27 protein-coding genes and 2 pseudogenes are annotated in these 19840 nt (G+C 55.1%); 2 read left to right on the forward strand and 27 right to left on the reverse strand.

Going from position 1 to position 19840, the window contains the following annotated elements:
- Positions 1-4: 4 nt before the first annotated feature.
- From rplN to fkpA, 23 genes are all read right to left on the reverse strand, one after another.
- The gene (gene rplN / locus JZM24_RS05380) at positions 5-376 is read right to left on the reverse strand and encodes a 50S ribosomal protein L14 (RefSeq protein ID WP_215668915.1); all 372 of its coding nucleotides are present in this window, start codon (positions 374-376) and stop codon (positions 5-7) included.
- A 172-nt stretch (positions 377-548) separates the two neighbouring features.
- On the reverse strand, positions 549-803 hold the full coding sequence (gene rpsQ, locus JZM24_RS05385) for a 30S ribosomal protein S17 (RefSeq protein WP_025243888.1): 255 nt from the start codon (positions 801-803) through the stop codon (positions 549-551).
- Positions 803-994, reverse strand: a complete 192-nt coding sequence (gene rpmC, locus JZM24_RS05390; RefSeq protein WP_215668917.1) for a 50S ribosomal protein L29 — start codon at positions 992-994, stop codon at positions 803-805. The genes rpsQ and rpmC overlap by 1 nt, the downstream gene beginning before the upstream one ends.
- Entirely contained in the window at positions 994-1404 is a 411-nt protein-coding gene (gene rplP, locus JZM24_RS05395; RefSeq protein ID WP_025243890.1) for a 50S ribosomal protein L16, read from the reverse strand. Before rplP ends, rpmC begins: the two co-directional genes overlap by 1 nt.
- Positions 1405-1416: 12 nt before the next feature.
- On the reverse strand, positions 1417-2115 hold the full coding sequence (gene rpsC, locus JZM24_RS05400) for a 30S ribosomal protein S3 (protein WP_215668919.1): 699 nt from the start codon (positions 2113-2115) through the stop codon (positions 1417-1419).
- A gap of 17 nt (positions 2116-2132) precedes the next feature.
- On the reverse strand, positions 2133-2465 hold the full coding sequence (gene rplV / locus JZM24_RS05405; protein WP_215668920.1) for a 50S ribosomal protein L22: 333 nt from the start codon (positions 2463-2465) through the stop codon (positions 2133-2135).
- A 14-nt stretch (positions 2466-2479) separates the two neighbouring features.
- Positions 2480-2758, reverse strand: a complete 279-nt coding sequence (gene rpsS, locus JZM24_RS05410) for a 30S ribosomal protein S19 (RefSeq protein ID WP_215668921.1) — start codon at positions 2756-2758, stop codon at positions 2480-2482.
- Positions 2759-2774: 16 nt separating this feature from the next.
- The gene (rplB, locus tag JZM24_RS05415) at positions 2775-3596 is read right to left on the reverse strand and encodes a 50S ribosomal protein L2 (RefSeq protein ID WP_215668923.1); all 822 of its coding nucleotides are present in this window, start codon (positions 3594-3596) and stop codon (positions 2775-2777) included.
- Positions 3597-3614: 18 nt separating this feature from the next.
- Complete coding sequence (gene rplW / locus JZM24_RS05420) at positions 3615-3917, reverse strand: 50S ribosomal protein L23 (RefSeq protein WP_215668925.1); 303 nt, start codon at positions 3915-3917, stop codon at positions 3615-3617.
- On the reverse strand, positions 3914-4519 hold the full coding sequence (rplD, locus tag JZM24_RS05425; protein WP_074012266.1) for a 50S ribosomal protein L4: 606 nt from the start codon (positions 4517-4519) through the stop codon (positions 3914-3916). Before rplD ends, rplW begins: the two co-directional genes overlap by 4 nt.
- Before the next feature lie 16 nt (positions 4520-4535).
- A complete protein-coding gene (rplC, locus tag JZM24_RS05430; RefSeq protein WP_215668926.1) occupies positions 4536-5165 on the reverse strand; it encodes a 50S ribosomal protein L3 in 630 nt (209 codons plus the stop codon).
- Between the two features lie 32 nt (positions 5166-5197).
- A complete protein-coding gene (gene rpsJ, locus JZM24_RS05435) occupies positions 5198-5509 on the reverse strand; it encodes a 30S ribosomal protein S10 (protein ID WP_009639175.1) in 312 nt (103 codons plus the stop codon).
- Between the two features lie 426 nt (positions 5510-5935).
- A complete protein-coding gene (gene bfr / locus JZM24_RS05440) occupies positions 5936-6415 on the reverse strand; it encodes a bacterioferritin (protein ID WP_215668928.1) in 480 nt (159 codons plus the stop codon).
- A gap of 74 nt (positions 6416-6489) precedes the next feature.
- Positions 6490-6684 (reverse strand): bacterioferritin-associated ferredoxin, encoded by a 195-nt coding sequence (gene bfd, locus JZM24_RS05445; protein WP_215668930.1) that lies wholly within the window; start codon positions 6682-6684, stop codon positions 6490-6492.
- Between the two features lie 534 nt (positions 6685-7218).
- On the reverse strand, positions 7219-8403 hold the full coding sequence (tuf, locus tag JZM24_RS05450) for an elongation factor Tu (RefSeq protein ID WP_215668931.1): 1185 nt from the start codon (positions 8401-8403) through the stop codon (positions 7219-7221).
- 71 nt (positions 8404-8474) lie between these two features.
- On the reverse strand, positions 8475-10580 hold the full coding sequence (fusA, locus tag JZM24_RS05455) for an elongation factor G (RefSeq protein WP_215668932.1): 2106 nt from the start codon (positions 10578-10580) through the stop codon (positions 8475-8477).
- Positions 10581-10674: 94 nt separating this feature from the next.
- On the reverse strand, positions 10675-11145 hold the full coding sequence (gene rpsG / locus JZM24_RS05460; protein WP_215668935.1) for a 30S ribosomal protein S7: 471 nt from the start codon (positions 11143-11145) through the stop codon (positions 10675-10677).
- Positions 11146-11239: 94 nt separating this feature from the next.
- Positions 11240-11614 carry a 30S ribosomal protein S12 gene (gene rpsL / locus JZM24_RS05465; RefSeq protein ID WP_215668936.1) on the reverse strand — a complete coding sequence of 125 codons (375 nt, stop codon included), beginning with the start codon at positions 11612-11614 and terminating at the stop codon, positions 11240-11242.
- A gap of 133 nt (positions 11615-11747) precedes the next feature.
- Positions 11748-12035 (reverse strand): sulfurtransferase complex subunit TusB, encoded by a 288-nt coding sequence (gene tusB, locus JZM24_RS05470; RefSeq protein WP_215668938.1) that lies wholly within the window; start codon positions 12033-12035, stop codon positions 11748-11750.
- 14 nt (positions 12036-12049) lie between these two features.
- Positions 12050-12409 carry a sulfurtransferase complex subunit TusC gene (gene tusC, locus JZM24_RS05475; RefSeq protein ID WP_074013461.1) on the reverse strand — a complete coding sequence of 120 codons (360 nt, stop codon included), beginning with the start codon at positions 12407-12409 and terminating at the stop codon, positions 12050-12052.
- Positions 12410-12416: 7 nt separating this feature from the next.
- A complete protein-coding gene (tusD, locus tag JZM24_RS05480) occupies positions 12417-12809 on the reverse strand; it encodes a sulfurtransferase complex subunit TusD (RefSeq protein ID WP_312884923.1) in 393 nt (130 codons plus the stop codon).
- Positions 12806-13528 carry a helix-turn-helix transcriptional regulator gene (locus JZM24_RS05485; protein WP_215668940.1) on the reverse strand — a complete coding sequence of 241 codons (723 nt, stop codon included), beginning with the start codon at positions 13526-13528 and terminating at the stop codon, positions 12806-12808. The genes tusD and JZM24_RS05485 overlap by 4 nt, the downstream gene beginning before the upstream one ends.
- Before the next feature lie 287 nt (positions 13529-13815).
- Complete coding sequence (gene fkpA, locus JZM24_RS05490; protein WP_215668941.1) at positions 13816-14643, reverse strand: FKBP-type peptidyl-prolyl cis-trans isomerase; 828 nt, start codon at positions 14641-14643, stop codon at positions 13816-13818.
- Between the two features lie 224 nt (positions 14644-14867).
- Between fkpA and JZM24_RS05495 the strand changes: the two are divergent.
- Together JZM24_RS05495 and JZM24_RS05500 are read left to right on the forward strand one after the other, a co-directional pair.
- Positions 14868-16038, forward strand: a pseudogene (locus JZM24_RS05495) (IS3 family transposase).
- Positions 16039-16278: 240 nt separating this feature from the next.
- Positions 16279-16497, forward strand: coding sequence for a protein SlyX (locus JZM24_RS05500; protein WP_215668943.1), 219 nt, complete (start codon positions 16279-16281; stop codon positions 16495-16497).
- 60 nt (positions 16498-16557) lie between these two features.
- On the opposite strand, the gene slyD is transcribed toward JZM24_RS05500, so the two are convergent.
- The 4 genes and pseudogenes from slyD to kefG all read right to left on the reverse strand — a co-directional run bounded on the left by slyD (position 16558) and on the right by kefG (position 19768).
- Entirely contained in the window at positions 16558-17106 is a 549-nt protein-coding gene (gene slyD, locus JZM24_RS05505; RefSeq protein WP_215668944.1) for a peptidylprolyl isomerase, read from the reverse strand.
- Between the two features lie 93 nt (positions 17107-17199).
- Positions 17200-17403, reverse strand: a complete 204-nt coding sequence (locus JZM24_RS05510) for a YheV family putative zinc ribbon protein (RefSeq protein WP_215668945.1) — start codon at positions 17401-17403, stop codon at positions 17200-17202.
- Positions 17387-19215: pseudogene (gene kefB, locus JZM24_RS05515) on the reverse strand (glutathione-regulated potassium-efflux system protein KefB). Before kefB ends, JZM24_RS05510 begins: the two are co-directional and overlap by 17 nt.
- A complete protein-coding gene (gene kefG / locus JZM24_RS05520) occupies positions 19205-19768 on the reverse strand; it encodes a glutathione-regulated potassium-efflux system ancillary protein KefG (RefSeq protein WP_215670016.1) in 564 nt (187 codons plus the stop codon). Before kefG ends, kefB begins: the two are co-directional and overlap by 11 nt.
- Positions 19769-19840: the final 72 nt, after the last annotated feature.

The raw sequence follows: 19840 nt of genomic DNA on the forward strand, positions 1-19840 counted from the left end.
CTCCTTAGAGTACTTCAGGTGCCAGGGAAATGATCTTCATGAACTTTTCGGTACGCAGTTCACGAGTCACCGGCCCAAAAATACGCGTACCGATAGGTTGCTCACTGTTGTTGTTCAACAAAACACAAGCATTACCATCGAAGCGAACGACAGAACCGTCAGGGCGACGAACCCCCTTTTTGGTGCGCACCACTACCGCCTTCAGGACATCACCTTTTTTTACTTTGCCACGAGGAATCGCTTCCTTGATGGTAATTTTGATAATGTTGCCGACGCCTGCGTAGCGACGGTGCGAGCCACCTAGAACCTTGATACACATTACGCGTCGTGCACCGGAGTTGTCGGCCACGGTCAGCATAGTCTGTTCTTGGATCATGTTAGTGCTCCGCTAATGTCAACTACTACTTATACTTAATGACCTGAATCGGTCGTAAGAAAAAACCCATAATACAGGGCGCGGCATTATAACACCGCTCCTGGTGTATGGGTAGAAAAAATAAACGGCCCAAAGGACGAGACGTTTATCTGTTTAGAGCGCGCTTACCGTTTTACAGGATCGCTTTCTCTACAACGCGAACCAGCGTCCAGGACTTGGTCTTGGAAATCGGACGACATTCGCTGATTTCAACGATGTCGCCGATGTTGCTGTCATTGTTCTCGTCATGTACGTGGAGCTTGGTCGTACGTTTAATGAACTTGCCGTAGATCGGGTGTTTCACAAAACGTTCGATGGCCACAACAATGGATTTCTCCATTTTGTCACTGACCACACGACCTTGCAGAGTACGGATTTGGTCACTCATTACGCACCCTCCTTCTCAGTCAATAACGTCTTCACGCGCGCAACATTTCGGCGCACCTGCTTTAACAGGTGAGTCTGCTGCAGCTGGCCGCTGGCAGCCTGCATACGCAGGTTGAATTGCTCGCGCAGCAGGTTCAGCAGTTCGGTGTTCAGCTCTTCAGCGCTTTTTTCACGCAGCTCATTTGCTTTCATTACATCACCGTCTTGGTTACAAAGGTGGTTTTAATCGGCAGTTTTGCTGCTGCCAGCTTGAAGGCTTCACGGGCAAGCTCTTCCGGAACGCCGTCCATTTCGTACAGGACTTTTCCCGGCTGAATCAAGGCAACCCAGTATTCCACGTTACCTTTACCTTTACCCATACGCACTTCAAGCGGCTTTTCGGTGATCGGTTTGTCCGGGAAAATCCGGATCCAGATCTTACCTTGACGCTTAACTGCACGTGTCATGGCACGACGTGCTGCTTCGATTTGACGAGCGGTCAAACGACCACGGCCAACAGCTTTCAGACCGAAAGTACCGAAGCTAACATCCGTACCCGCTGCCAGGCCACGGTTGCGGCCCTTGTGCATCTTACGGAATTTTGTACGCTTTGGTTGTAACATCAGCGACTCTCCTTACTTGCGGCCTTTACGCTGCTGCTTTTTAGGTTGAGCAGCCGGTTCCGGTTGTTCAACGGCAGCCATACCACCTAAGATCTCACCTTTGAAGATCCACACTTTTACGCCGATGACACCATAAGTGGTGTGCGCTTCGGAGGTGTTGTAGTCGATATCCGCACGCAGGGTATGCAACGGAACACGACCTTCGCGGTACCATTCGGTACGTGCTATTTCATCGCCGCCCAGACGGCCGCTGACTTCAACCTTAATCCCCTTGGCGCCCAGACGCATGGCGTTCTGCACGGCACGCTTCATCGCACGACGGAACATAACGCGACGTTCCAGCTGCGAAGAGATGCTGTCGGCGACCAGTTTGGCGTCCAGTTCCGGCTTACGGACTTCAGCGATGTTAATCTGCGCCGGCACGCCAGCGATATCCGCTACGACCTTACGCAGTTTTTCGACGTCTTCGCCTTTTTTGCCAATAACGATGCCCGGACGAGCGGTGTGAATGGTCACACTGATGCTCTTGGCCGGACGTTCGATCACCACGCGGGAAACCGAAGCTTTCGACAATTCCTTGGTCAGGAACTGACGAACTTTAAAGTCGCTGTCCAGGTTGTCAGCGAATTCTTTAGTATTCGCATACCAGGTAGAATTCCAGGGTTTAACAATACCCAGGCGAATACCATTAGGATGTACTTTCTGACCCATTGCTAGTCTCCAGAGTCTCAGCGATCGGACACAACCACAGTAATGTGGCTGGTGCGCTTCAGGATACGATCTGCACGACCCTTGGCACGCGGCATAATGCGCTTCATGCTCGGGCCAGCGTCGACGAAAATCTTCGCGACTTTCAGATCATCAATATCTGCGCCATCGTTGTGTTCAGCGTTAGCAATGGCAGACTCCAGTACTTTCTTCACCAGACCAGCAGCTTTCTTGTTGGTATAGGTCAGAACTTCCATAGCTTGCGACACTTTCTTACCGCGAATCAGGTCAGCCACCAGGCGAACCTTTTGAGCAGAAGAACGAGCGTGGCGATGTTGAGCGATAGTTTCCATCTCTTCCTCCTACCTTAGCGCTTTTTGGCCTTTTTGTCGGCCGCATGGCCGCGATAAGTACGCGTCGGCGCGAATTCCCCCAGTTTGTGACCGACCATTTCATCGGCGACAAAAACGGGTACGTGCTGACGACCATTATGGACAGCGATGGTCAAACCGATTATTGTGGGAAAGATCGTTGAACGACGGGACCAAGTGCGAATAGGCTTCTTGTCACCGCTTTCCACCGCTTTCTCTACCTTCTTCAACAAGTGCAGGTCAATAAATGGACCTTTCTTGAGAGAACGTGGCATGGTTTATCCTCTAATATTATTTACTACGGCGACGTACGATGAACTTATCAGTACGCTTATTGCTACGGGTCTTCTTACCTTTGGTCTGAATGCCCCACGGCGAAACCGGGTGCTTACCAAAGTTACGACCTTCACCACCACCGTGCGGGTGGTCGACCGGGTTCATCGCCGTACCGCGAACGGTCGGACGGATGCCACGCCAGCGGCTGGCGCCGGCTTTACCCAGTACACGCAGCATATGTTCAGCATTACCTACTTCGCCCAGGGTCGCGCGGCATTCGGACTGAATTTTGCGCATTTCACCGGAACGCAGACGCAGCGTGACATAAGCGCCGTCACGAGCCACGATCTGAACATAAGCACCGGCGGAACGCGCCAGCTGACCGCCTTTACCCGGTTTCATTTCCACGTTATGCACGGTGGAACCAACCGGAATATTGCGCATCGGCAGAGCGTTGCCGGCTTTGATTGCCGCATCGACGCCAGATTGAATCTGATCACCGGCCTTCAGGCCTTTCGGTGCCAGGATGTAACGACGTTCACCATCTTTGTACAACACCAGCGCTATGTTAGCGGAACGGTTCGGATCATACTCCAGACGTTCTACCACTGCCGGGATACCGTCTTTGTTGCGTTTGAAGTCAACCAGACGATAATGTTGCTTGTGGCCACCACCGATATGGTGCGTAGTGATACGGCCATTGTTGTTGCGGCCACCGGATTTGCTGAGAGTTTCCAGCAACGGGGCGTAGGGTTTGCCCTTGTGCAGCTCAGGGTTGACCACTTTAACAACGTGGCGACGACCCGGAGATGTCGGTTTACATTTAACAATTGCCATTGTTCTTACTCCTCCGACTTACTCTGCGCCGCCGATGAAGTCCAGGTTCTGGCCTTCTTTCAGGGTGACGTAAGCTTTTTTCCAGTCGCTACGACGACCGATACGCTGTCCGTGACGTTTGGTTTTCCCTTTAACGACCAGGGTACGCAAGTCATTGACTTCGACTTCAAACAGTTTATGCACAGCGGATTTGATTTCTGCTTTGGTCGCATCTTTAGCTACTTTGAGTACGATGGTGTTGTGTTTTTCCATCGCGGTAGATGCTTTTTCAGAAACATGCGGCGCGCGCAGTACTTTCAGCAGACGTTCTTCACGAATCATGCCAGCATCTCCTCAACTTGCTTAACAGCGTCAGCCGTCATAACAACTTTGTCGAAGGCGATCAGGCTAACCGGGTCGATACCATTAGCGTCGCGTACGTCTACTTTGTAGAGGTTACGCGCAGCCAGGAACAGGTTTTCGTCCAGTTCGCCGGTAATGATCAGCACATCTTCCAACGCCATGTCTTTCAGTTTCTGTGCCAGCAGCTTGGTTTTCGGCGCTTCGACAGAGAACTGTTCAACAACGATCAAACGATCCTGACGTACCAGTTCAGACAGGATGCTTTTCAGCGCCCCGCGGTACATCTTCTTATTGACTTTCTGACTGTGATCCTGCGGCTTGGCGGCAAAGGTAACGCCACCAGAACGCCAAATCGGGCTCTTCACACTACCGGAACGCGCACGGCCGGTGCCCTTCTGACGCCAGGGCTTTTTACCGGAACCAGTGACTTCGGCACGGGTCTTCTGACCGCGGGTCCCCTGACGGGCACCTGCTGCGTAAGCCACAACAACCTGGTGGACCAGCGCTTCGTTGAAGTCACGACCGAAGGTAGTTTCGGAAACAGTCAGCGCGCTTTGCGCGTCTTTCAATACCAATTCCATTCCTATCTCCTCGACGTTACGCCTTGACAGCCGGTTTGACGATCAGGTCGCCACCGGTTGCTCCCGGGACGGCGCCTTTGACCAGCAGCAGGTTGCGTTCTACGTCAACACGTACCACGTCCAGGCTTTGAACGGTTACGCGCTCGTTGCCCATCTGGCCTGCCATTTTCTTGCCCTTGAATACTTTGCCCGGAGTCTGGTTCTGACCGATGGAACCCGGAACGCGGTGTGACAAGGAGTTACCGTGGGTAGCATCCTGGGTGCGGAAGTTCCAGCGCTTTACAGTGCCGGCAAATCCTTTACCTTTGGAGGTACCCGTAACGTCGACTTTTTTTACATCAGCAAACAGTTCTACGGTGATGATCTGGCCAACGGTGACTTCTTCGCCGTCTTCGACGCGGAATTCCCACAGACCACGGCCGGCTTCAACGCCAGCCTTCGCAAAATGACCGGCTTCCGGTTTAGTTACGCGGTTGGCTTTTTTGGTGCCGGCGGTAACCTGGATAGCACGGTAACCGTCGTTTTCCAGATCTTTGACCTGGGTGACGCGGTTTGCTTCAATTTCGATAACGGTGACGGGGATAGAAACGCCATCTTCGGTGAAGATGCGAGTCATGCCCACTTTACGTCCGATTAAACCCTTCATTGTTTCAACCTCTCAATCGTTCAACGACCTGATTAACCCAGGCTGATCTGCACGTCTACACCGGCAGCCAGGTCAAGACGCATCAGAGCATCAACGGTTTTTTCGGTTGGCTCAACGATGTCAACCAGACGCTTATGAGTGCGGATTTCATACTGATCGCGCGCATCTTTGTTGACGTGCGGAGAGATCAGAATGGTAAAGCGCTCTTTGCGGGTCGGCAGCGGGATCGGACCACGTACCTGAGCACCGGTACGTTTGGCAGTCTCGACGATTTCCGCGGTTGATTGATCAATCAGACGATGATCAAACGCTTTCAAACGGATACGGATTCTTTGGTTCTGCATGAGACCAGAGCTCCAATTATTTATAAACGTAAAAAGCTACTCCTCACACCCATTTCGATTGATGGGGGAGTTTAATCGTTCAGTGTTATCCCCCAATTGGGGATGTTGTCAGCTGGCTTACCGCCTGCGCGGACCTAACGAGCAGGTCGGCCTGTCAAGTTGAATAACTACAAGACAAGCCCGCGCATTATACGCAAATCTGTACAGGAAGCAAGCGCGGGCGGTGAAAAGGGGGGAAGTGCGGCGGCGGGAAGCACCCTGCATTGGGCAGGCGGTGGCAAGGGAAGACGTCGGATAGGCAGCATGATGGTGCCCAGGAAAAAAGCCGGGGCAGAGTAGCAGGTCCTGGGCGGACGGCGCGGTGTGCGGCGTACTCTACACCGGGCCCCGCGCAAACCGACCGTTTGACGGACCGTCGCCCCAAGCTTATTGCGCGGCGTCTTTCAACTGTGATTGCAGGTAGTTCTGAAGGCCGATACGGCTGATAAGGGCCAGCTCGGTTTCCAGAAAATCGATATGCTCTTCTTCGTCGGTCAGGATTTCAATCATCAAATCCCGCGACACATAGTCGCGTATTGAGTCCGCGTAGGCGATTCCTTCACGCAGATCCTGCGCACCCTGCAGTTCCAAATAAAGATCGGAGCGCAGCATTTCTTCGACATCCTCGCCGATATTCAGCCTGCCGAGATCTTGCAGATTAGGTAACCCTTCCAGAAACAAAATGCGTTCAATGTAGCGATCCGCATGTTTCATTTCATCAATGGATTCGTGGTATTCAACGTCGTTAAGGCGCATCAGGCCCCAATTTTTGAACATCCTGGCATGCAGGAAGTACTGATTGATAGCCACGAGCTCGCTGCCAAGCAGCTTGTTGGGATGGTTGATAATCTGGGCATCACCTTTCATGACAGAATCCTCCGTTGCGTGTTATATCAGAATATAACCGCGACAGAGTATTGCAAAGCAATAACCCTACTTTCTCAGGCAATATTTTCCAATGGTGCGATGTGCTGAAGTTCATCCTCCATTATACGGCGCGCCACGCAAACGCATTTTCCGCATTGGGTACCCACCGGCACCAATCGTTTCAATTGCTTAAAGGTCTGGGGCTGGTGTTGCCTCACTGCGGCGCGTATCGCTTTGTCGCTCACCGCATTACATAAACACACATACATTGCTGCTACTCACTGGCTTATCTCACGTTAATTTAAATGAGAACGCTTGTCATTACAATAGCGAAAGTATTGCTGTTTGCGTTTTGTACAATAAGCTGCTGATCTTTAACCGGTAAAAAGCGTATTTTTTTCGGTCTGTCGCCAGGCTTCGCTTGCTGAGCGTCGTGAAGCCAACGGGGAGCGCTGCAGCTGACCTAGCGAGGTAAGCGCTTAATACGGCGCTAACTGGGGCATATCTGGCCCGTTATTGTTTATAAGGTGGCGCCGCGGTGGTTCACACGGCAAGTCGGTGCTAATGGTGGCATGGTTAGACGCTAAGGTGACCGAACAGTGTTGAATGATTTCTTTCTCTACTGTCTGGTAGCGGGTCGTTAGTAAAAGTAGCCTGGTTGGCGGCGTGCTCTTTCACGCATGGCCGCTAGCGTGGCGCAGCTTGTCAAAGGCGATTGCCGGTGGCCGACATGCATAAAAAAAGGGCGCCAGAGGCGCCCTTTTCATTACCGGCACTGTGCCGGTTGTCATCAGACGTCTGTCTTAAGCGATAACTTTGGCAACAACGCCGGCGCCAACGGTACGGCCGCCTTCGCGAATGGCGAAACGCAGGCCGTCGTCCATGGCGATCGGAGCAATCAGGTTAACAACCATCTTGATGTTGTCGCCAGGCATCACCATTTCAACGCCTTCCGGCAGTTCGATGGTACCGGTCACGTCAGTGGTACGGAAGTAGAACTGCGGACGGTAGCCTTTGAAGAACGGCGTATGGCGGCCGCCTTCGTCTTTGCTCAGGATATACACTTCCGATTCAAACTGGGTGTGCGGCTTGATCGAGCCCGGCTTAGCCAGAACCTGACCACGCTCGACGTCGTCACGCTTGGTACCGCGCAGCAGGACGCCCACGTTCTCACCGGCACGGCCTTCGTCCAGAAGTTTACGGAACATTTCAACGCCGGTGCAGGTGGTTTTGGTGGTGTCTTTGATACCGACGATTTCCACTTCTTCACCCACTTTGACGATGCCGCGCTCTACACGACCGGTGACCACGGTACCGCGGCCGGAGATGGAGAACACGTCTTCGATCGGCAGCAGGAACGGCTTGTCAATGGCGCGTTCCGGTTCCGGGATGTAGCTGTCCAGCGCTTCGGCCAGTTCGATGATCTTGGCGGTCCAGGCTTCGTCGCCTTCCAGCGTTTTCAGCGCCGAGCCGCGGATTACCGGCGTGTCGTCGCCCGGGAAGTCGTACTGCGACAGCAGTTCGCGCACTTCCATTTCAACCAGTTCCAGCAGTTCTTCGTCATCAACCATGTCGCATTTGTTCATGAACACGATGATGTAAGGTACGCCGACCTGGCGACCCAGCAGGATGTGCTCGCGGGTCTGCGGCATCGGGCCGTCTGTTGCAGCTACGACCAGAATAGCGCCGTCCATCTGCGCCGCGCCGGTGATCATGTTTTTCACATAGTCGGCGTGTCCCGGGCAGTCTACGTGCGCGTAGTGGCGGCTCGGGGTATCGTATTCAACGTGCGAGGTGTTGATGGTGATACCACGGGCCTTTTCTTCCGGCGCGTTGTCGATTTGATCGAACGCGCGCGCGCTACCGCCGTAGGCCTTGGCCAGAACGGTGGTGATGGCGGCGGTCAGGGTCGTTTTACCATGGTCAACGTGGCCGATAGTACCGACGTTAACGTGGGGTTTGGTGCGTTGAAACTTTTCTTTAGACACGGCTATATTCCTTACTCTTATGCTCTCACCAACGGGTGATAGCACGGGAAATTAATTGTAACCCTTAAAGCTTACTTGGCTCTGCGGGTTTCGATAATGGCCTGAGCAACGTTGTTCAATGCTTCATTGTACTTCAGGAACTCCATGGAGTAAGAAGCACGGCCCTGAGTCTGTGAACGCAGATCAGTAGCATAACCGAACATTTCAGACAAGGGGACCTGCGCACGAACGGTTTTACCGGTCGTGGTGTCTTCCATACCGTCAATCATACCGCGACGACGGTTTAAGTCACCAATCACGTCACCCATGTAGTCTTCAGGCGTTTCAACTTCGACCTTCATGATGGGTTCCAGCAGCACCGGTTTCGCCTTCATGAAGCCTTCTTTGAACGCCATGGAACCGGCAATCTTGAACGCCATTTCCGAGGAGTCGACTTCATGGTAGGAACCATCGAAGGCGGCAACACGGACGTCTACGATCGGGTAACCGGCCAGAACACCGCTTTTCAGCTGTTCCTGAACGCCTTTATCCACCGCCGGAACGTATTCTTTCGGTACCACACCGCCGACGATTTCGTTCAGGAATTCGTAGCCTTTACCACCCGGTTCCATCGGTTCGATACGCAGCCAAACGTGACCAAACTGACCGCGACCACCGGACTGACGAACAAATTTACCTTCCTGTTCGACGGTGGAGCGGATCGTTTCGCGGTAGGCCACCTGCGGCTTACCGACGTTGGCTTCCACGTTGAACTCGCGACGCATACGGTCGACGAGGATTTCAAGGTGCAGCTCACCCATCCCGGCGATGATAGTCTGACCGGACTCTTCATCGGTCCACACGCGGAAAGATGGGTCTTCCTGCGCCAGACGGCCCAGTGCCAGACCCATTTTTTCCTGGTCGGCCTTGGTTTTCGGTTCCACGGCAACGGAGATAACCGGCTCCGGGAATTCCATGCGCTCAAGGATGATCGGCGCAGAGGTGTCGCACAGGGTATCCCCGGTGGTGACGTCCTTCAGGCCGATGGCCGCGGCGATATCGCCGGCGCGCACTTCCTTGATTTCTTCACGCTTGTTGGCGTGCATCTGTACGATACGGCCGAAACGTTCGCGCTTGTCCTTCACCGAGTTCAGCACGGTGTCGCCGGAATTGACGACGCCGGAGTAGACGCGGAAGAAGGTCAGGTTGCCGACGAACGGGTCGGTGGCGATTTTGAACGCCAGCGACGAGAACGGCTCGTCATCGCTGGAATGACGTTCAGCGTGGGTTTCGCCGTCTTCCAGTACGCCGTTAATGGCAGCAACGTCAGTAGGTGCCGGCAGATACTCAATGACCGCATCCAGCATCGCCTGCACGCCCTTGTTCTTGAACGCGGAACCACAGGTGACCAGAATGATTTCGTTGTTCAGAACGCGCTGGCGCAGACCTTGCTTGATTTCTTCCTCGGTCAGCTCTTCGCCGCCCAGGTACTTGTCCATCAGCTCTTCAGACGCTTCAGCCGCGGATTCCACCAGATGCTGGTGCCATTTGTCGGCCAGCTCGGCCAAATCGGCAGGGATGTCTTCATAATTGAAGGTCACACCCTGGTCCGCTTCGCTCCAGTTGATCGCTTTCATCTTCACCAGGTCGACGACGCCGGTGAATTTTTCTTCCGCGCCGATAGCCAGCTGGATCGGAACCGTGTTAGCGGCCAGACGGGTTTTCAACTGTTCAACTACGCGCAGATAGTTGGCGCCCATACGGTCCATTTTATTGACGAACGCGATACGTGGCACTTTGTATTTGTTTGCCTGACGCCATACGGTCTCAGACTGCGGCTGCACGCCGCCAACCGCACAGTAAACCATCACGGCGCCATCGAGCACGCGCATGGAGCGTTCTACTTCAATGGTGAAGTCAACGTGTCCCGGGGTGTCGATGATGTTGATACGGTGCGAATCAAACTGTTTGGCCATGCCGGCCCAGAAACAGGTGGTCGCTGCGGACGTGATGGTGATACCACGTTCCTGCTCCTGCGCCATCCAGTCCATGGTGGCAGCGCCATTATGGACTTCACCGATCTTGTGGTTCACACCCGTGTAGAACAGGATACGTTCAGTCGTGGTGGTTTTACCGGCGTCGATGTGTGCACTGATACCGATGTTACGATAGCGTGCAATGGGTGTTATACGAGCCATTTGAATCCTCGATTACTGGGGCGTTCATTCCGAGCCAACCCGGCAGGGACAGCTCATGAGCGTCCGCCGGGTTAGCGTAACTACTGCGGTGCGATTACCAGCGGTAGTGGGCGAACGCCTTGTTGGCATCTGCCATACGGTGAACGTCTTCACGTTTCTTCACAGCAGTACCTTTGTTTTCTGCTGCATCGGAAAGTTCGTTCGCCAAGCGCAGAGCCATAGATTTATCACCGCGTTTACGAGCAGCTTCAACGATCCAACGCATTGCCAGGGCATTGCGGCGAACCGGACGGACTTCTACTGGCACCTGATAAGTAGAACCACCGACGCGGCGCGATTTGACTTCGACAGTCGGACGCACGTTGTCCAGGGCTACTTCAAAAGCTTCCAGATGGCCTTTACCATAACGCTGAGCCAGGGTCTCCAGCGCGGTATAGACGATTGCTTCCGCGGTAGATTTTTTGCCATCTACCATCAGGATGTTAACAAATTTGGCCAAAAGCTCAGATCCGAACTTAGGATCCGGCAGGATTTTACGTTGACCAATGACGCGACGACGTGGCATGGAAATACTCCGTTGTTAATTCAGGGTTGTCCAAAACTCGATGAGTTCTTTGACAGAATTAATAAAACGTTTGGCCTTACTTAACGGAGAACCATTAAGCCTTTGGCTTCTTCACGCCGTACTTGGAGCGGCCCTGCTTGCGGTCTTTGACACCGGAGCAGTCAAGCGCGCCACGAACGGTGTGGTAACGCACACCCGGCAGGTCTTTTACACGACCGCCGCGGATCAGGATCACGGAGTGCTCCTGCAGGTTATGACCTTCACCGCCGATGTAGGAGGTGACTTCAAACCCGTTGGTTAAACGAACACGGCACACTTTACGCAGCGCGGAGTTCGGTTTTTTCGGGGTGGTGGTATATACGCGGGTACATACGCCACGTTTATGCGGGCAGGCGTCCAGCGCCGGAACATTGCTCTTCGCAACCTTCATGGAGCGCGGTTTGCGTACCAGCTGGTTAATCGTTGCCATTCAATAAAACTCCTGGGTTTTGCTTCGTAAACACGTAATAAATCGCCCCGTGATGCCGCGGGGCAAAGTAAGAGCACGCAGAATTTTATGGCTGACGGGTAAAGGTGTCAAGAAATATACAACCCACCCTTGCTTACCACGCCATCTGCTGCGGCTGTTTTTCAGTCAGCCTGACGAAGTCAGTATAACTGATTATCGCAAAATTGGGCGAAAAATGAGCAGACAGCCCGCGGGCGGCAATATCATTTTCCAGCGCGTGCAGCGTCAGGTGAGAGGCGCCGAAGGCGCGCGCGGCCGGTGATCCATTGAGACCGGCGATAACGCCATCGGCCAGCAGCAACAGGTCGTCGCCGGGCTGCGCGGTACGCAGCAGCTCCGCCAGATCGCAAGCATAGGGAGAACGGCTCAGGGTATACAGCATGGGCGCCTCCGGCGTTAAAACGTCAATACGGTGTCAAAAGCACTCAGACGCTGGCGCCAGTCCGCCGCCGATAACCATTCGGCGTCCAGCACCCAGCCGGCATCGGCATCCAGACCGCGCTCCGCCGCCGACTCGGCGCAGAGATAAAGTCTGTCGACATCATACAGCGGCAGCACGCCGAAGGTGGCGATAAAGTCCCGCGCCAGGATTTGCGCCGGCTGCTGCTGCGCCAGCAACAGCAATACGCCATCGGCGATAAAAAAGACACCGATATCCTCCGCCAATGCCGAGGTCGCCAACAGCGCGTCAAGCCCTTCCCGTCCGGCGGCGTCGCCGTGCGGACCGTGGCTGAAAACAAATGCGATACGGTTCATGGACGCCTCAGAACTGGATAAAGCGATCGCAGCCGAGCGCCGCCTGTGCCAGGCTGCCCAGGCCGCTGAGCTCAAAGCCGGGCTGAAGATTTTCGCCGCTTCGCTTAAGCAGCGACGCCTGAAGGGCATCGGTCACGCCACGACGCAGGGCGGCGGCGACGCAGACATGCAGCGCCACCTGATGCTGCTGCGCCAGATCGTGCCAGGCGCGCACCAGATCCACCTCATCGCCGGCGGGCGCACTTAAGCGGTTGGCGTTATGCACGCCGTCCTGGTAAAAAAACACCGTGCCGAGACGGTGGCCGCACGCCAATAGCGCCCGGGCAAACTGCAGCGCGCTGCTGGCGCGCTGATTGCCATAGGCCGGGCCGGTAACCATCAGGCAGTAGTCCAAACTCACCGTTCCTGTACCACAAAATCGCCGCTTTTGAACTGACGGATGTACAAATAGACCGTGTGCTTGGAGATGTTGAGCCTGTCGGCAACCTGGTTGATGGCGTCCTTGATATCGAAGATGCATTTCTCATACAGATTGAGCACAATCTGGCGGTTCTTGGCGTTGTTGGACACGTTGCGATCGGCGTTGACTTCCTCAATCGTAAACTCCAGCGTCTGGGCCACCAAATCGTCAACCGAAGAGGCAAAATTCACCGAGGTGGCGATGTCCTGCGTTTCCGGCGGAATAAAGGTTTGCATAATCTGCGAGAAGGGTACGTCCAGATTCATATTAATGCACAGCAGCCCTATCACCCGCTCCTCACGATTGCGGATGGCAATGGTGACCGATTTCATCAGCACGCCGTTTTTCGCCCGGGTAAAGTAGGCGCGGGAGACGCTGCTGTCCTCACCCGCCATATCATGCAGCATGCGCAGAGCGAGATCCGATATCGGCGACCCCACTTTACGCCCGGTATGTTCGCCGTTGGCGATACGCACCGCCGAGCATTTCAGGTCCTCCAGGGAGTGCAATACAATCTCGCAATGTCCGCCAATAAGCATCGCCAGGCCATCCACGACGGCTTCATAAGAGGCGAGAATTTCATGATCCACGGCGCTGAATGGACGTTCGTCCAATAGATCCAGCTCGCCGGCATCAGATTGAGGAAGAGACGTAGACATGTGGAAATACCACCCGTGGTTGTGAATCTGCCGGGATAGTATCGGGCAGATTTGGCTGTAATTCTGTTATCCGGCCGCTAGTCTAGCAAATCCGGCAAAACGCTGTCGTTGTGTTTGGTGAAGTTTTTTATTATTCGGCATTGGTATTATCCGCCCGCGTTGCAAGGCGGCGTGGGCGGCAGCCATAAGCGTGAACGCCTTAGGCCGGCAAGGCGGCAAAAAAAACCATCCCGCGGGGATGGCTTGCACAACGCACGGGCAACGGCCATTCTTGGGTGACAGCGGCGTTATTTCTGCTGCGCGCCCGCGTCCGGTGACTGTCCGGCGTCGCCGGCGGCCGTGGCCGGTTTGATATCCAGCAGTTCAACATCGAACACCAGCGTCGAGTTGGCCGGGATCCCGGGAACGCCGGTTTTGCCGTAAGCCTGCTCCGGCGGAATGACCAGCTGGATTTTCCCGCCTTTTTGAATGTGTTTCAACCCTTCGGTCCAGCCGGGGATGACGCCATCCAGGCGGAAAGACAGCGGCTCGCCGCGCTTGTAGGAATTATCGAATTCGGTCCCGTCAACCAAGGTGCCTTTATAGTTCACCACCACGGTATCGCTGTCGGTCGGCGCTTTGCCGGTGCCGGCTTTGTCCACTTTATACAGGACGCCATTGGCGGTTTTCTTCACGCCCTTTTCCTTGGCGTAGTCGGCGCGGTATTTATCGCCCTTGGCGGCGTTGTCCTTGGCCTCCTGCTCCATTTTAGTTTGGGCCGCCTGCTTCACGCGCGCTTCAAAGCTTTGCAGCGTGGCTTCAATTTCCTGATCGGACAGCTTGCTGTTGTTGGCGAAAGCGTCCTGCACGCCGGTGATCAGCTGATCTTTATTCAGTTTAATACCGAGCTTTTCCTGCTCTTTCAGCGAATTATCCATATAACGCCCCAGAGAGGCGCCCAAGGCATAAGCGGCTTGATCTTCGCTGCTTTTGAATTTGTCCGAGGTGGCGCTGGCGGGTGCAGCAGTCGCGGGCGGGGTGGCGCCGGGTGCCGCATCGGCGGCCAGGGCGTTGCTTGCGTTCAGGGCAAATGCCATAGTAGAGGCCAGCAACGATACTTTAATCAATGATTTCATAAATCTCCATTTTCCTGGGTAAGCGGTCCCGGGGTCGATAGCAAAGTCAGGCAAATACTATAGCTGTGAGCATAAACACAACACAATCGCTATGCCGATTGATTAACGCTTTCTGGAACATTTTTTACAACAATGATTTATCCCCCTGAAACACCAGACAGTAGCTGTATCTCCAGATAAGAGATAGGCTTGAATATATGTCTAACACTAACGCCAATTTTGATATGACCGGGATCCTGTTAGGTCAAGAAGTCCGTAAACGTAAAACTCCTCAGGAAAAAATGGCCATTATTCAGCAGAGGATGGAGCCCGGCATGAATGTCTCCCATCTCGCACGACTGCACGGTATCCAGCCCAGCCTGCTGTTTAAGTGGAAAAAGCAATATCAGGAAGGCAGCCTCACCGCCGGGGAGGACGTTGTTCCTGCCTCTGAGCTTGCAGCTGCATTGAAGCAGGTCCGGGAGCTCCAGCGCCTTCTGGGATCCTAAAAGAAGCCGTGGAGTACGGCCAGTCACGAAAATGGATAGCGCACGCGCCCTTGTTGCCAAAGGCCGGGGAATAGCACAGGTCAGCCGCGCCATGAGCGGGTCGCGTGCGCCGCTGTCACTGCGGATTAAGCGTTCTGCCGACTGGCAGGACAGGCGCTGTAACCGGCGTAATGACGAAGCAGACGCTGAAATACTGTCGGACATCCTCGACATCATCAGCGATATGCCCAGCTACGGCTATCGGCGGGTGTGGGGCATCCTGCGTAAACAACGTCGCGCAGAGGGACTGCCGCCGGTAAATGCGAAACGACTTTACAGGATCATGTGTGAGCATAACCTGCTGTTATTACATTGAAAACCAGAGCGGCCGAGGCGTGAGCATAAGGGCAGGATCGCGGTGGCAGAAAGCGATATGCGCTGGTGTTCAGATGGCTTCGAGTTCGGCTGCGACAACGGTGAAAAACTGCGGGTCACGTTCGCACTGGACTGCTGCGACAGAGAGGCCATAGACTGGTCTGCGAGCACTGGAGGCTACGACAGTTCGACCGTGCAGGATGTGATGCTGATGTCGGTAGAAAAGCGCTTCGGCGACAGGTTACCCGATACAGCGGTGCAGTGGTTGACGGACAACGGTTCAGCGTATACCGCGCATGAAACGCAGAGGTTCGCCAGAGAACTGGATCTGGAGCCCTGCACAACAGCGGTGAGCAGCCCGCAGAGAATGGCCGAACGGTTCGTGAAGACGATGAAGGAAGACTATATCGAGTTCATGCCAAAACCGGATGCGAGAACAGCCCTGCGAAACCTTGCAGCAGCTTTCACGCATTACAATGAAAACCATCCGTACAGCGCGCTGGGATATCACTCTCCGAGAGAATACCGGCGGCAGCGGGCTTCGTTAACTTAAGATACAAAAGCTGTACGGAGATGGCGGGGCAAGATCACATTTTTTACAACAAGAAGTTTCCTGATAATGCATTTTCATTGCGATCCGGTTTGATATCGCCGCCTAATGATGACCTTGATGCGGGCGATCCGCGTAAAGCAAGGTAGAATCTACCGGGATTGCCCGCTCGAGGCAACTGCGGAACGGGAACGGTGCGACGCCTGTTCCATTGGTCTTGATCGGTACCGAGAGGGGAATAGGATGGAACTATCGCAGCTGGAACAGCGTCTGGAAGTGTTAGAGGAACGGGTTGCTTTCCAGGAAGTCACGATTGAGGAACTGAATCAGACGGCGGTGGCCCACCAGCGCGATATCAGCCGGCTACAGGAGCAATTGCGCCTGCTGTCGGACAAATTGCGCGAGCAGAACACCTCGATCATCGCCTCGCAAAGCGAGGAAACGCCCCCGCCCCACTACTAATAAGCGGGTGAGCGGGTGACGCCCGGGCGTGGCCCGCTCAGGGTCCCGCGCCGTTCGCGCTTAGTGGCAGCCACAGCCGCCGTGGCCGCCGCCTTTGTGGTCATGCCCATGACCGCCGCAGCAGCCATCACCGTGGTCATGGTCGTGGCCGTGAACATGGCCGTTGGCCAGCTCTTCCTCGGTGGCTTCGCGAATCGCGATAACCTCGACATGGAAGTTCAGGTTTTGCCCGGCCAGCATAGGATTGCCGTCAACCACGACATGATCGCCATCGATTTCGGTGATTTCCACCGGTACCTGACCCTGATCCGTTTCGGCCAGGAAACGCATGCCCACTTCCAGTTCGTCGACGCCCATGAATACATCTTTGGGTACGCGCTGCACCAGATTTTCATCGTAAGGGCCGTAAGTATCATTGGCTTCGATGCTGATATCGAAGATGTCGCCCGCACCGCGTTCATCCAGCGCTTTTTCCAGCCCGGAGATCAGCGAGCCATGACCATGCAGGTACTCCAACGGTGCGCTCACCGGGGATTCATCGACCAATACACCGTCTTCTGTTCTCAACTGGTAGGCCAGACTGACCACCCGATCTTTTGCTACTTTCATGCTCTCTCCCACCATTGGAAACTCATTTGGCGCTGATTCTAATCAAAAACTGCATGGATGTATGATTTAGCCGTAAAAAAGCGGCCAATAACATTACTCCGGATGGAAAATACCAATAATGTTTTCTTTATCCGGTCTTTTCGCGCTAATCATGTCGTCGTCCTGCCGCTGGGTATAGCCGCACTTGACGCAAGCCACCCGATCGCTATTGTCCTCACGCCATACCGCCAGCGTATCAGCGCTGTGGCAGACGGGACAGGTGGCGCCGGCGATGAAGCGTTTACGCTTTGCCGTCATAGGGTCGTTCTCCCTGTTGTTCATCCTCGCCCCAGCCGTCGAGCAGCCGCCGCTCCTGTTGCATCTCGCGCTGGAAAATGTCTTCCAGTTCGCGCCTCGCCTCCTTTACCCGCGAACTGTTCCCCCCCTCCTCTTGGGGCATCAATTCACGTAGCATGCGCATGTCCAGCCGGCGGAAATGCTGCTGCGCCCGGTAGGCCTGATGGGGGTGCATACCCAACAACTGCAGCACCTTACGTCCCAGCTCCAGAGCGCTGGCGAAGGTTTCCCGCGAAAAGCGCGATACACCGGCCTGCAGGAGCTCATGCGCTTCGACGCGCGCGCGCCAGGATCTGCAACTGGGGAAAGTGCTGCTGGCACAGGCGGATGATGGCCATATTGTCTTCGGGCGTATTAGCCGAGACGACGATCGTTCGGGCCTTTTCCGCCCCCGCCGCCCGCAACAGCTCCAGTTCGGTGGCATCGCCGTAATACACTTTATAACCATAGCCGCGCATCAGGCTGACCACGCTGATGTCGCGCTCAAGCACCGTTATACGCGTTTTATTTGCCATCAACAGGCGGCCTATCACCTGCCAGAAGCGGCCGAAGCCGACAATGATCACCTGCGGGTCGTCGTCGTTGACAAACGGTTTTTCATCGTTTTCATCTACTTCATTATAGCGCCGGACCAGGATACGATCGATCACTTGCATCAATAATGGCGTGGTGATCATCGACAAGGTGACGATCACCAACAATAGGGATAATTGATCGCCGGTGAGGATTTTCTGCGCCGAGGCCGCCGAGAACAGAACGAAGGCAAACTCCCCGCCCTGGCTGAGTACGCCGGCAAATTGCAGCCGCACCGAACGTTTTAGCCCCGCCAGGCGCGCCAGGATATACAGAACCGTTCCCTTGATGGCCACCAGGATGGCGACCCCGGCCAGCACCGTCAGGACGTGCACATACAGAATGCCCAGATTCAGCGCCATGCCGACCGAAATAAAAAACAGGCCCAACAGCAGCCCCTTAAACGGCTCAATGGCAATCTCGAGTTCATGGCGGTACTCGCTTTCGGCCAGCAGCACGCCGGCGATAAAGGTGCCAAGAGCCATCGACAGGCCCAGCAAATCCATAAACAGCGCGGCACCCAGCACCAGACTGGCGGCGGTGAACACCTCGCGCACGTTCGCCGAGTCGATATAGCGAAACAGCGGACGCAGCAGGAAGCGCACACCGACCAGCATGCCAAAAAACGCCGCCAGTTTGATGCTGATTTTCATCCAATCGCCGTGCCCGCCGGCGCCGCCGGCGAGAAACGGGATCAGAGACAGTGCCGGTATTATCACCGCCATATCCTGAAACAGTAACACCGAGAAACCCAGTTGGCCGCCCTCATTGCGGTTCATGCCCTTGTCGCGCATTAACTGCAGCGCAATGGCGGTAGAGGACATGGCCAGGCCGATGCCGCCGATAAGCGCCGCCTGCCAGCGTATACCGGTAAAGATAAGCGCGGCACACAGCAACACCGCGGTGATGGCCACCTGCGCGGCGCCGACGCCGAATATCGAGTGCCGCAGGTGCCAAAGCTTGGCGGGGTTCAGCTCCAGGCCGATGATGAACATTAAGAACACCCCCCCCCAGCTCCGAGAAATGCAGTATCTCGTCGACATCGCGAATAAAGCCCAGGCCCCAGGGGCCGATAGCGATACCGGCGGCCAGATAGCCCAGCACCGCGCCGATACCGAGACGCTGCGCGATAGGCACCGCCACCACGGCGGCGAAAAGAAACAGCACCACCGCAATCAGAAAAGAGGGACTACTTTCCATGGCCTTCGCCCTCCGACGTCAAAGGTAACGACAACCAGCGCACGTAATCGTCAGCGCAGCGGGCAAGACGTGCCGCCCCCTGGCGCCGCGCCCAATAAATAATCAGCGGCGGCTGCCAGTGCATGCGGCATAACGCGGCGGTCAAAGCGAAAGGACGCAGGATATCTGTCATCTGCACCCCTAACGTGCCGCTGGATTGATAGGCGCTTTCGGCATCGCCGGTGGTGATAACCGAACGCCAGTGTTTGCCGGCCAGCGCGTCGTCGCCGATGCCGCTGGCGAAGCCGCGGGTCAGCACGCGATCCAGCCACTCCTTGAGCAATGCCGGGCAGCTGTAAGTGTATAACGGGTGTTGGAACACGATTACCTGATGATCCCGCAGTAGCTGCTGTTCGTGAGGTATATCGATAAAAAAATCCGGATAATGCGCATACAAATCATGTACGGTGACATGACCGAGCGTTGCCGCAGCCTTGAGTAACACCTGGTTCGCCACCGAATCCTGGGCCTCAGGATGCGCGTACAACAGCAAAACTTTGGGCGGCTCAGAGATCAATTCCCCTCCAAAGCGTCGTCAGGCAGCAGGATTTCCGCTACCATGCTTCGCAAAGTAAAATCAGAACGC

Source organism: Candidatus Sodalis endolongispinus, from assembly GCF_018777395.1.
Lineage (GTDB): Bacteria > Pseudomonadota > Gammaproteobacteria > Enterobacterales > Enterobacteriaceae > Sodalis_B > Sodalis_B endolongispinus.